Annotated in this window: 10 protein-coding genes; 4 read left to right on the forward strand and 6 right to left on the reverse strand. The window is 67.6% G+C overall.

Annotation, left to right across the window (positions count from 1 at the left end; genetic code table 11):
* Window positions 1–40: 40 nt before the first annotated feature.
* Window positions 41–976 carry an HAD family hydrolase gene (locus C566_RS0113845; protein ID WP_026266696.1) on the reverse strand — a complete coding sequence of 312 codons (936 nt, stop codon included), beginning with the start codon at window positions 974–976 and terminating at the stop codon, window positions 41–43.
* Between the two features lie 146 nt (window positions 977–1122).
* Window positions 1123–2403 (reverse strand): serine--tRNA ligase, encoded by a 1281-nt coding sequence (gene serS / locus C566_RS0113850; protein WP_018774947.1) that lies wholly within the window; start codon window positions 2401–2403, stop codon window positions 1123–1125.
* Window positions 2404–2481: 78 nt separating this feature from the next.
* Between serS and C566_RS0113855 the strand changes: the two genes are divergently transcribed.
* Entirely contained in the window at window positions 2482–3546 is a 1065-nt protein-coding gene (locus C566_RS0113855) for a diacylglycerol/lipid kinase family protein (protein ID WP_018774948.1), read from the forward strand.
* Between the two features lie 39 nt (window positions 3547–3585).
* Here the strand turns inward: C566_RS0113855 and C566_RS0113860 are convergent, their stop codons facing one another.
* From C566_RS0113860 to C566_RS0113870, 3 genes are all read right to left on the reverse strand, one after another.
* A complete protein-coding gene (locus C566_RS0113860; RefSeq protein WP_018774949.1) occupies window positions 3586–3807 on the reverse strand; it encodes a hypothetical protein in 222 nt (73 codons plus the stop codon).
* Between the two features lie 93 nt (window positions 3808–3900).
* Window positions 3901–4884, reverse strand: a complete 984-nt coding sequence (pheA, locus tag C566_RS0113865) for a prephenate dehydratase (protein ID WP_018774950.1) — start codon at window positions 4882–4884, stop codon at window positions 3901–3903.
* 31 nt (window positions 4885–4915) lie between these two features.
* Window positions 4916–5242 (reverse strand): rhodanese-like domain-containing protein, encoded by a 327-nt coding sequence (locus tag C566_RS0113870; protein WP_018774951.1) that lies wholly within the window; start codon window positions 5240–5242, stop codon window positions 4916–4918.
* A gap of 287 nt (window positions 5243–5529) precedes the next feature.
* Here C566_RS0113870 and C566_RS0113875 point away from each other — a divergent pair, with 287 nt between their 5' ends.
* The gene (locus C566_RS0113875) at window positions 5530–7005 is read left to right on the forward strand and encodes an amidase (RefSeq protein WP_018774952.1); all 1476 of its coding nucleotides are present in this window, start codon (window positions 5530–5532) and stop codon (window positions 7003–7005) included.
* A gap of 389 nt (window positions 7006–7394) precedes the next feature.
* On the opposite strand, the gene C566_RS22145 is transcribed toward C566_RS0113875, so the two are convergent.
* Window positions 7395–9323: a sialate O-acetylesterase gene (locus tag C566_RS22145; RefSeq protein WP_018774953.1), complete on the reverse strand. Its 1929-nt coding sequence runs from the start codon at window positions 9321–9323 to the stop codon at window positions 7395–7397.
* A gap of 382 nt (window positions 9324–9705) precedes the next feature.
* Between C566_RS22145 and C566_RS0113885 the strand changes: the two genes are divergently transcribed.
* Both C566_RS0113885 and C566_RS0113890 read left to right on the forward strand, forming a co-directional pair.
* Complete coding sequence (locus C566_RS0113885) at window positions 9706–10875, forward strand: alcohol dehydrogenase catalytic domain-containing protein (protein WP_018774954.1); 1170 nt, start codon at window positions 9706–9708, stop codon at window positions 10873–10875.
* 175 nt (window positions 10876–11050) lie between these two features.
* Window positions 11051–12520, forward strand: coding sequence for a peptide MFS transporter (locus C566_RS0113890; protein WP_026266697.1), 1470 nt, complete (start codon window positions 11051–11053; stop codon window positions 12518–12520).
* Window position 12521 lies beyond the last annotated feature (1 nt).

Here is a 12521-nt window from a genome sequence, read left to right on the forward strand (position 1 = left end):
CCAGATCGGAACCGCCCGTCCCTACTGCGTCTTCGAGGCCTTAGAGGAGGCTGCGAAGCACGTGCGCGGCGCCGTCGTCGTAGACCGATTTCGTCACTTCATCCGCGGCGGCAATCACTTCAACGGGGGCCTGGCCCATGGCCACGCCGCGGCGCGCCCAGGTCAGCATTTCGATGTCGTTGCGGCCGTCGCCGACGGCGACAGTGCGGTGGGTTTCGATGCTGAGCCGGTCGCGAAGCTGTTCCAGCGCGCTGGCCTTCGTGACACCGGCAGCGGCGATGTCCAGCCACGCCGTCCAGCCCACCGAATACGTGACGCCGGCGAGCCCGATGTGGCGGATCGCGGTGTTGAATTCTTCGGGTGTGTTCTCCGAGCTGAAGACCACCACGCGCACGGCGGTTGCCTCCAGCATGGTGTGGAAGTCGACGCCGACCGCTTCGACGCCGAAGCTGGCGTCCTGGAAGCGTTCGGTGGACAGGAAGTTGCCGTCCTCGTCCTCGAGCGCGTACTTGGCCGAGGGCAGCCGCTTGCGCAGGGCGCGAAGGACCGGCCCGGGGTCAAAGGTTGCCTTGTGGAGGATTTCGTAGCCCTCGGGCAGGCCGGAGTCGACGCGCAGGATCACACCGCCGTTGGAGCACACGGCGTAGCCGTTCTCGATCCCGATGTGTTCGATGACGGGCAATGTGGCGTTGAGCGAGCGGCCGGTCGCGATCATCACGTGGTGGCCGGCCGCCACGACGGCCTGGGCGGCCTCGCGGACAGGAACCGACATGTGCCCGTCGTGGTCCACGAGGGTGCCATCGACGTCCAGGGCGATCATCATCTTGTCGCCGGCGCCGTTCCGGGAGTTTCCCACCCGGGCCGCGCTGGCTTGGTCCGCCGTGTTCTGGGCTGCCGTGTTCTGGGCTGCCGTGTTCTGGTTAGTGGTGCGCCGGTCATCGTTGCCGGCGACTGAGGATTCAGTCATTGTTGTCATCTCACAAGTAGAGCAGAGAGCCCCGACTGCCGCTAGGACACACGCCACAGCAAGGCGTGAACTCGCGGTAAACACCCACAGCCTGTCCCCAGTGTGAGTGTTTACCCGGCGGCCGTCGGAGGCCTGCCTGGGGGTTGGGACCTGGGCTAGAGGACGGGGAAGACGGTCATGCCGCCGAGGTACTTCTGCAGGGCGGCCGGGACGTTGACGGAGCCGTCGGGGTTCTGGTGGTGCTCCAGGATGGCCACGATCCAGCGGGTGGTGGCCAGGGTGCCGTTGAGCGTGGCGACTGCCCGCGTGCCCTTGGGCGCACCGTCCTCATTGACAACCCGTTCCCGGATGTTCAGCCGGCGCGCCTGGAACGTCGTGCAGTTCGAGGTCGAGGTCAACTCCCGGTATGCGCCCTGGGTGGGGACCCAGGCCTCACAGTCAAACTTCCGGGCCGCGGAATTGCCCAGATCGCCGGCGGCGGTGTCAATGACGCGGTACGGAAGCTCGCACTTGGCCAGCATCTCCTCTTCCCACGCCAGCAGGCGGGCGTGCTCGGCGGCAGCGTCCTCAACCGTGGTGTAGATGAACATCTCCACCTTGTTGAACTGGTGGACCCGGATGATGCCCCGGGTGTCCTTGCCGTGCGAGCCCGCCTCGCGCCGGTAGCACGAGCTCTGGCCCGCGTAGCGGATGGGGCCGGCCGAAAGGTCCAGGATCTCGTCGGCGTGGTAGCCGGCGAGGGCCACCTCCGAGGTGCCCACGAGGTACAGGTCGTCTTCGGCGAGACGGTAGATCTCGGCGTCGTGCTTTACGTCAAAGCCGGTGCCCTGCATGGTTTCCGGGCGGACCAGCGTGGGCGTGATCATGGGGACGAACCCGGCGTCGATCGCCTGCTCCATGGCCATCTGGAGCAGCGCCATTTCCAGCCGGGCGCCGACGCCGCGCAGGAAGTAGAAGCGTGAACCGGAAACCTTCGCCCCGCGTTCCATGTCGATGGCCCCGATCAGCTCACCGATCTCGAGGTGGTCCTTCGGCTCGAAGTCGGGGAATTCGCGCGGCGTGCCCACCGTCTTGACCACGATGTAGTCGTCCTCGCCGCCTGCCGGGACGCCGTCCTCGATCAGGTTGGGGATGGTTCGGAGGAGTTCGTCCTGGGCGGCCTGGACGAGATCGGCCTCGCCCGATGCCGCTTTGACGGAGGCCGCCAGAGCCTTGACCTCGGCGAGGAGGGCCTGCTTTTCCTCGCCCTTGGCCTGCGCGACCTTCTTGCCGTACGCATTCTGCTCGGCCCGCAGGTTCTCGAACCGGATCAGGGCTGCGCGCCGGGCCGAGTCCCCAGCGATGATCGCGTCCACCGCGGATTCGTCGGCGCCGCGGGCGCGCTGGCTGGCACGGAACTTGTCCGGATTTTCGCTGAGGTCTTTTACGTCGATCACCAGACAAGAGTATCCAATCCGGTCACGGTTGCCCGGCAGGCCTGCCTGCCTGCGCTGGCGGGATACTGTTGGATCACAATGCGCGACTGGCTGCTCTACCTCGTCATCGCTGGGGTCCTGGTCTTTGCCGCCTCCAGCTGGTGGGGGGTGCGCCGGCTGAAGGCCAAGCACACCCGCCGTGCCGTGTGGGAGGAAACCCACAGCCCGGGACCGGGCCTCCAGAAGGTGGCCGTGGTCCTGAACCCCATCAAGGCCAAGTCTGCCGAGGCCCGGGGCCTGATTGAGGCCGAGTGCGCGGCGGCCGGCTGGCCGGCGCCCCGGGTCTTTGAAACCACCGCGGAGGACCCCGGCTTCTCGCAGGCGCGGGCTGCGGTGGCCTACGGGGCCGACGTCGTCCTGGCCGGCGGCGGCGACGGTACCGTGCGCGTTGTGGCGGAGGTCCTCGCCGGGACGGACACGGCCATGGGCGTCATCCCGCTGGGCACCGCGAACCTCCTGGCCCGCAATGTGCATCTGGAGGTCAACGACCTCCCCGGCAACGTGCAGGCCGCCCTGTTCGGGCACCAGCGGTTCATCGATACGGCGCGGCTCACCCTGGAAAATTCACGCACCGGGGAGTCCGCGCAACACACGTTCCTGGTGATTGCGGGCATCGGCATGGACGCCGAGGTGGTCAGCGACACCCTTGACGGCCTAAAGAGGGCGGTGGGCTGGCTGGCCTATACGGAAGCCGGGGCCCGGCACCTCCTGGGGCGCCGCAAGAAGGTCTCCATCGAGCTGGATGGGCAGCCGGAGCAGGCCCGGAAGATCCGCAGCGTCCTGTTCGCGAACTGCGGCCTGATACCGGGGGGAATCGACTTCATCCCGCAGGCCATGATCGATGACGGGATGCTGGACGTGGTGGTGATGAGCCCGCGCAGTGCTATCGGCTGGCTGGCCATGTACACAAAGATCGTCCTGAAGCACAAGAAGGACCTGCCGGTCATGGCGTATTACCGCTGCGGCAAGATCACCATCCGGTGCCCGGAACCTATGCCCACCCAGGTCGACGGCGATCCTTCCGGCGAGGCCACCCGGGTCACCGTAGAGGTGGACCCGGGCTCACTGCTGGTCCGGGTCAAGGACGGCGCCGTCGGCCGCTAGGCCGACGGCGGCCGGAGCGCGGGCGGGCGGAGCACGCCCCTAGGCGCTGGCGGCCTTCTTCGCCTCTGCCGCCTTCTTTGCCTCTGCTGCAGCCTTGGCGGCCCGGGCTTCGGACTGTTCCCGGATCATTGCCTGCTCCTCTTCGAAGCGCAGGCGGTCCGCGCGGTCGGCGTCATCGCCGTCCCAGTCCTGGTTTTCAGCTGTCGGCTTGGGATTGACAATCATTCCCTGGCCGTCATTTTCTGTGCTGGTGCCTGACATGACCCGCTCCTCCCGTAGGGGATTTCCCCAATATGGATCAGGCAAGCATACGCACAGTTGGGAGGGCGTGGAATAGCGCCATATGGCATTTGCCTACGCTGTGGGCGAAGCCTCCGGGGTATATTCCGGCACAGCAGATGCGCCGCCCAGTATGTCTTTCACCCACGCATGCGCCGCGCGGAATGCCTGGTCCGAGGTGTGCGGCGCGACGCTGGTCCGGTGGCCGTCCGCACGCTGGTAGGACCCGAGGAAGCGGGTGGCCGGGCTGATCCGGTGGAGACCCGCGAGCGCGTCGGCCACCCGGGCGTCGGCCACATGGCCGTCGGCGTCAATGCTGAAGAAATAGTGGCCCAGGTACTGCCCGGTGGGCCGGGATTCGATCCGGCTCAGGTTCACGCCGCGGGTGGCGAACTGGTCCAGGATCTCCATCAGCGCACCCGGCCGGTCTTCGGGCAGCGGCACCACGACAGTGGTCTTGTCCGCACCGGTGGGGGCCGGCAGTTCGCCCGGACGGCCCACAAGCACGAACCGGGTGACGGCGCCGGGGTTGTCGCCGATGTTTTCCGCCAGCACCGTCAAACCCGGCTGTTCGGTGGCCACGATCGGGGCGCAGATCGCGGCGTCGTAATGGGCGCCGTCACCGTCCAGCAAGCCCATGGCGGCAGCGGCGGTGGAAGAACCAGGGATGTATTCCGCATTGGGAATATTGGCGTCCACCCAGAGCCTGCACTGGGCCCAGGCATGGCCGTGGGTGGAGACGCGCCGGATGTCCCCGAGCGCCACGCCGGGCCTTGCCACGAGGACGAAGCTGATGGGCACCAGGGCCTCCCGGAGGATCCTGAGTTCCTGGCCGGTGGCGATGGCGTCGAGGGTGGCTGTGACCCCGCCCTCGACCGAGTTTTCGATCGGCACCATGGCCGCGTCGGCGGAGCCGTCCCGCACCCTGTCCAGCGCCGTGTTCACATTCGAGGACGGGATTCGGATGGCCTCCGCCGCGTCCGGGACCTGCATCAGGGCCGCCTCGGTGAAGGTGCCCTCGGGTCCAAGGAATGTGTAGGTGGGCGTTGGTGCGGGCATCAGTTCTTCCTTGTTCAGTTACAGGACTCAGTTACAGGACGACCGGTTTGAGGCCGTTGTCGGATACCAGCGGCAGGCCGGTCTCGACCCACTGGTCCATGCCGCCGGCCACATTCACGGCGGAATACCCCATGCCCACCAGCCACTGGGTGGCCCGGAAGGAGCGGCCGCCCGTACGGCAAATGACGTAGACGTCCTCGTCCGGGTCCAGCTCCTCGAGCCGGGCCGGCAACTGGTCCATGGGAATGTGCAGGGCCCCCTCGGCGTGGCCCGCAACCCATTCGTAGTCCTCGCGGACGTCCACGATCTTGGCACCCTCGGGGATGCCAGACACGCTTACGCTCTGGAAGTCGCTCATGTTCACCCTTTCCGCAGAATTCAAGCTCCGATCCCAGCGTATCCTCCGGCGTTGGCAGCGCACCCTCGCTGGCGGCACGTTACGCTTCTGGAGATCGCAAAGGAGACTCATGGCTGCCGAACACCCCGCGGAGCGGCCGGTCCGCGGCCCCCGCCACGGGACATGCCCTCCCCTGGCCGCGAGCGCTGGGCATGATGCCATTGTGTCGTTCCGCTGTCCCCAGGAATGGGCATGTCCCCCGCGGATCCGGGCCTCCCGGCCCCGGGTATGGCCGGAGTCCCGCCTCCTTGGCTGAGATATACGAACTCTCCGCCGTCGAGCTCCGCGATGCGCTCCGTTCCGGGGAGCTGTCCGCGAGGGCGGCCACCGATCACTTCCTGGACCGCGTTGAAGCCCAGAATCCGCACCTCGGGGCCTTCCTTACAGTCACCGCGGAACAGGCGCGGAAGGACGCCACGGCTGCTGACCGGCGCTACGCCCTCCGGAGCCGAAGCGGCGGCGCTTTGCCCCCACTGCATGGAATGCCGGTCGCCTTCAAGGACCTGACGGATGTGGCAGGGGTCGTCACCACGCATGGCAGCGCGGCCCTGGAACGCAAGCCGGCCCTGGCCGACGGCGCACTGCCCGCCGCGCTCAAGGCCGCCGGGGTGCTCTCGCTGGGCAAGACGCAGGTCCCGGAGTTCGGCCTGACCGCCTACAGCGAGAACCTGATCGCCCCGCCGTCGCGCAATCCGCATGCACTCAGCCGCAGTTCGGGCGGCTCCTCGGGCGGCAGCGCTGCCGCCGTGGCCGCGGGGCTGTTGCCGTTCGCCCCCGGGTCCGACGGCGGGGGCTCCGTGCGGATCCCGGCCGCGGCGTGCGGGCTGGTCGGCCTGAAGCCCGGACGTGGGCTCGTACCGGCCGGGGAAAGCTCGGGCGATCCCGCACAGCTCGTAGTTGCCGGACCGCTCGCCCGCTCCGCCGCCGACGCCGCACTGCTGCTCGATGCCCTGGTGCCCGGCCCGGACCCCCGTGGTGCGGGCCAACACGGGGCGGACGGTCCGGCCGGTGCCGGGCGGGCGGGCGCCAGCTACCTCGAACTGACCTCCAGGGAGCCCGGCCGGCTGCGGATCGGCGTAAGCCTGGACAGCCCGTGGCAAGCGAAGTTTCCCTTCATTCCGGACCGTGAGGCGCTCGACGCGCTGGCGGACGGCGTCTCGCGGCTGGAGGCGGCGGGGCACGGGACCTCGGAAGCCGCAATTCGCTATGACAACCGCTACCCGGAGGCTTTCACCACAGCCTGGACGGCAGGCATTGGCAGCGCGCGCATCTCGCCGCAGCGCGAGGCGCTCCTGACGCCGCTCACGAGGACTTTCCGCCGGCGGGCACAGCAGCGCAGCGCAGCCAAACTCAACGAATCCCTCGGGTTCCTCCGGCAGTTCCAGCAGGACACGATTGCCCAGTACAACCACTGGGACCTCATAGTGACGCCGGCCCTGGCGCAGACACCCCGCCCGGTGGGCTGGTTCACGGGCGCGACCCACGGCGGAGGCTACTGGCCGGCCGCGGAATGGGCGGGCGACGCCGACGGCGACTACCGCAAACAGTGCGAATACGCGCCGTGGTCTTCCATGGTCAACGTCTGCGGGCTGCCGGCCATCAGCATCCCGGTGCACTGGACCGGCGGCGCCCCGGGTTCCGGCTTGCCGATGGGCATCCAGCTGATCGGGCCGATGGGCTCAGAGGGTCTGCTGCTGCAGGTGGCCGCCCAGTTGGGCTTCTAGCCAAGGACCCGGCACTCACCTGGGACATGCCCACTCCTGACGCCTGGCAGTGGACATGTCCGGAACTCACACCGGCCACGGGACATGCCCATCCTCCACGCCTGGGGACGTGCCCATTCCTCACGCCGCGCGATGGACATGTCCAGTGCTCATCACGGTCATGCCCACCCGTGGCGGAGACGAGTGGACATAATGCCATCCTGTCCGCGCGAGGGCACCAAGAATGGGCATGTCCCAACAAAACCCAGCCAACGTCCGCGCGAGGGCACCAAAAATGGGCATGTCCCCAACAAAAACCCAGCCAACGTCCACGCGAGGGCACCAAAAATGGGCATGCCCCCGGTGGGGCACAGAAAACCAGCCACCGGGCCCCGTCCAGGACCGCAGCCCTACCCGCGGAAGTAGCCGGCGACGTCGGCGATGATCTGCACCGAGCCGCTCGAAGTATTCGTGATCTTGACGTTGCCGTCCGGCCCCACCGGGACCACTGCGAGGTTAGCAACCGCCTGACCACGCTGGTAGGAGAGGTTCGAGGCGTTCGGCGTGGACGAGCCCGAGGCGAATGCAGTGAGGTACCCGATGGATTTTGACTCGGTGACGGTCAGGTTGACTACTACGGCGGCCACGGTGGTGGGAATCCCCTTGACGCCGCGCACGTGGATCGTGACTGAGCCGCCCGCCGCGACGGGGCCGGAGGTGACCCGCGTGTCCAGGAACCGCGTGGGGCTCAAGGCTCGCAGGGCGCCAACCTGGGTAGGTATGCCGGGCAGGAAGTACCCGGTGACGTCTGCGATGACCTGCGCCGATCCGGACGAGGTGTTCGCCACCGTCACTTTCCCGTCGGTCCCGACGGGAACCACAACAACGTTGGACACCGTCTGTCCCGCCGAGTAGTTCAAATTGGAGGTGCTCGGCATCGGGGACCCCGTGGCGTAGGCGGTCAGGTAGCCGAGCGACTTTGTCCCGGATGCCGTGATTTTCAGGACCACTGCCGACGCGTTGGCCGGGATACCCGTTGTGCCGCCGGCTGCAAAGGACACCGTCCGTCCGCCGGCAACGGCCCCGGAGGAGGAGCCCGTGTCGAGCAGCCGGGTGGGCCTGACAGCGCTGAAGACCCCCGGGGCACTCGGCGTGCCGGCATGGAAGTACGCGGACACGTCGGCGATCAAATGCACGGACCCGGATGAGGTGTTCGTGAGCGTCAGCCGTCCGTCCGTCCCAAGTGGCACCGTGGCGAGGTGGGAAACGGTCCGCCCGGCAACATAGTTCAGGTTCGAGATGCCCGGTTTGGCCGTTCCGGCGGCATAGGCGGTGATGGCGCCGGACGACGTCGCCGAGGTCACCGTCAGATTCACGACCACCGCGGACACGCTTTTTGGAACGCCCCGCACACCGGCGACGCGGAAAGTCACCGACTTGCCCGCTGCCACCCGGCCCGGCCAAATCCTGGTGTCCAGGAATCGTGTTGGGTCCATGGCGATGGCCCGTCCCGCACAATTGGGCACGCTGAGGGCCGGGGTGGCGACGGGCGACGCCTGGGTGTTCGCGACCGCTTGCCGATATGCGGCAAGAAATGTCCGCCCGAGGTATTCGATCCCCGCCCGCGAGAAGTGGGTGGTGTCCCCCACGTTCAGGGCGCAGGCCATCGAGGGCGCGAAACCTGTATATGCCACGCGGTCCGGGGTTTGGTAATGGCTCTTGTCCACATTGGCCCGGCCCGGTATGCCGGCAATGCTTTCGGGCGTCATGCGCCCGACGACAAAGGGCAGCGTCGGCGCGGACAGCCGGCTGCGGAAGAAGGCAATGAGTTGGTCCAGCTTCGCGCTGTAGGAGGCGGTGCTTGTGGCGGAGTTACTCTCGCCCTGATGCCACAGGATCCCTTTGAGGTCGACCGCGTAGCCCGCCGCCTTCGCTGCCGCGATGCCGCTCATCGTCTGCTTGACCGCCAGCGCCGGCAGGTCGTAGTCCGGGGCGGATGCGGCGCCAACGGACCACGTCAGGGTTCCCGCCGTGCTTGTGAACGAGGTGTCGCCGTGGGCCGCGGGGATGATGAGGACTCCGACGTCGGCGGGCTGGGTTTTCAAATACTCCCGGACCATCGTTGTCGCGGGCGAAATACCGCTGGGGGTGTCGTGCATGTCCAGCGGTACCGTGGCAGGCCGGAACGTGCGGTTGTTCGCTCCGTACTGGAAGATGCGCGGGTCCACGGCGTCTGCCGTGCCGCCGATGGGAAGGCCCCGCCCGGACATGTTGGATTGCCCAACCGCGAGAAATACGTGGAGAGTGGAGATGACCGTTGCGGCCTGCGCAGGCACCATAGCCGCTGCCACCAGCCCGGAAACCACCAAACCGATCAGGAACCGGTGCCACTGGAGAAGCCGCGGGATGGAGGCCGACCTGAGTGAAGGCAATGTCCCCGCGGCCGGCGCTGCCGAATTTGGGGGACGACAAAGCTTGCCCCAGCGAACCATTGTCTTACTCTTGTCGAGCTACCTTGGGTTTTTCTTGCACCGGCATCCGACGCCGGCGGCAGGCGCTGGCGTACGGGCGGCAGCGCCTGGGTCCGGCAGTCTGGCCGTCTGGCAGTCTGGCAGTCTGGCACCGTACTGTCGGCAAACCGCCGTCGGCCGCCAAATGGACGCTGGCAGCGGCAGGCGGCTATCGTTCACTCAAACCCGACCAGGCCGCGAAAGAGGATCGATGAAGATCACCGGTGCAGTACTTGAGGAAATCGGCCGCCCGCGCCCCTTCGCGGAATCAAAGCCGATCAGCATCTCCGAGCTGGAACTGGCGGCTCCCGGGCCCACCGAGATCCTCGTCCGGATGGAGGCCGCCGGGATCTGCCACTCGGACCTGAGCGTTGTCGACGGCAACCGGGTCCGGCCGGTACCCATGCTGCTGGGCCACGAGGCCGCGGGCCGCATCGTGACGGTCGGTTCCGGCGTCACGGACCTGCAGCCCGGCCAGCGCGTGGTCATGTCCTTCCTGCCCCGCTGCGAGAACTGCGCGAACTGCGCCGAGGACGGCCGGCTGCCCTGCACGGCAGGCTCCAAGAGCAACAACGACGGGACCCTGCTGCACGGCTCCAGGCTCCTGAGCCGCGACGGCAAGCCCGTCCACCACCACCTGGGCGTCTCCGGCTTCGCCACCCACGCCGTCGTGGACCGCGCTTCCGCCGTGCCGGTGGACGACGACATCCCCGCGGACATTGCGGCAGTGCTGGGCTGCGCCGTGCTGACCGGCGGCGGCGCGGTGCTCAACGCGGCCCGGCCCCGCCCGCAGGACAGCATCATGATCGTCGGGCTCGGAGGGGTGGGCATGGCGGCGCTCATCACCGCCATCTCGCAAGGAATCTCGAGGATTGTCGCTGTGGACACGCTGGAGCAGAAACTCGATCACGCCCGCCGCCTCGGCGCCCACGAAACGTACACCCCGCAGCAGGTCCTCGACGCCGGGGTCAAAGCCAGGTTCGTGATCGAGTGCGCGGGAAATCCGCGCGCGTTCGAAACCGCGTTCGCCGCCACCTCCCCCGGCGGCACCACCGTCACGGCCGGGCTGCCCTCCCCCGATGCCCGCGCCCAGCTGGCGCCGCTGACCGTCACCGCCGAAGCCCGGACGATCGTGGGCAGCTACCTTGGTTCCGCCGTCCCATCGCGGGACATCCCGAAATACGCCCAGCTGTGGCGGGACGGGAAACTGCCCGTCGAGGAGCTGATCTCGGACCGCATCGCCCTGGCCGACATCAACCAGGCGATGGACCAGCTGGCAGACGGCCACGCCATCCGGCAGGTCATCATGTTCGACGCCGGCGAGGACACCGGGGAGGCGGCCGGCGGGCACACCGGCGAGGCAGCCGCCACGACCTCCTGACAGCCTGTTGACAGGCCCGCCGAACCCCACCCGCCGAACCAGCTGCGCAGCGGCTTTCGGCGGGCCGGGCAGGGCGCCGAAATCCGGGAAAATCGGGCGAAACGCCGTCCGGGATACTTGCCCCGGGCCTGCCGCGAATGTGACAATCGCGCTTCACAATGTCAGCATTAAGTAAATGAGCACAACTCATTTAGACACTCGACCCGCTACAACGCCGGCCGATACCTCGTTTTTTGGCCACCCAAAGATGCTGGCCAGCCTCTTCTCCGTAGAAATGTGGGAGCGCTTCTCCTTCTACGGCATGCAGGGAATCCTGCTCTACTACATGTACTTCTCCGCCGAAAAGGGCGGCCTCGGAATTGACCAGGGCCTGGCGGCCGGTCTCGTCGGGGCCTACGGCGGCGGCGTGTACCTCTCCACCATCCTGGGTGCGTGGCTCGCGGACCGGCTGTTCGGTTCCGAGCGCGTGCTGTTCGGCTCGGCCATCATGATCATGGGTGGCCACATCGCCCTGGCCCTCGTGCCGGGCACGTCCGGGCTCATCGCCGGCCTGGTGCTGGTCGGCGTCGGTTCCGGCGGGCTGAAGGCCAACGCGACCGCACTCGTCGGCACCCTGTACGGGGAGAAGGACGAACGCCGCGACGCCGGGTTCTCCATCTTCTACATGGGCATCAACGCCGGCGCACTGATCGGCCCCCTCGTCACCGGCTGGCTGCAGGAAAGCCAGGGCTTCCACTGGGGCTTCGGCGCCGCCGCCGTAGGCATGGCCGTCGGCCTGGTTGTGTACGCCCGGGGTCGCAGCAAGCTCCCCACCCAGAGCCACCGGGTGGCGCACCCCCTCCCGGATGGGCAGCGTAAGAAGTACGGCCTGATCTTCGCCGGGATCGCCGCGGTCATCGCGGTGCTGCTCCTGACCGGCACCGTCAACGCCGAGAACCTGGCCACCTCCATGGCCTACGCCGCAATCGGCGCTTCCGTTCTCTACTTCACCCTGATCTTCAGCAGCAAGAAGGTCACCGCCACCGAACGCGGACGCGTCGCAGCGTTCATCCCGCTGTACATCGCCTCAGCCGCGTTCTGGGCCCTGTTCCAGCAGCAGTTCACCTTCATCGCCGTGTACTCGGAGGAGAAGCTGGACCGGAACCTGTTCGGTTGGGAAATGCCGGCCGCCTGGGTCCAGTCCATCAACCCGGTGTTCATCATCATCTTCGCCGGCATCATGGCGGCCCTCTGGACCCGGCTCGGCCGCAAGCAGCCGGGTTCGGCGCTGAAATTCTCCATCGGCCTGTTCGTGATGGGCCTGGCCTTCCTGGCGTTCATTCCGCTCTCCGGCGACGGGAAGACCCCCCTGCTGGCACTGGCCGGAATCCTGCTGCTGTTCACTTTGGCGGAACTGTTCCTGTCCCCCATCGGGCTCTCCGTCACCACCAAGCTGGCGCCGAAGGCCTTCCACACCCAGATGGTGGCGCTGTTCTTCCTGTCCGTGTCCCTGGGCACCACACTGGCCGGCATCCTGTCAGGCCTGTACAACCCGGAGGACGAACTGCCGTACTTCATCGGCGTGGGCGGCACCGCCATCCTGCTGGCTGTGGGCCTGGCAGTGGCCTCACCGGCGATCAAGAAGCTCATGGGCGGCGTACGCTGAC

The organism is Arthrobacter sp. 131MFCol6.1, from assembly GCF_000374925.1.
Classification (GTDB): Bacteria; Actinomycetota; Actinomycetes; order Actinomycetales; family Micrococcaceae; genus Arthrobacter.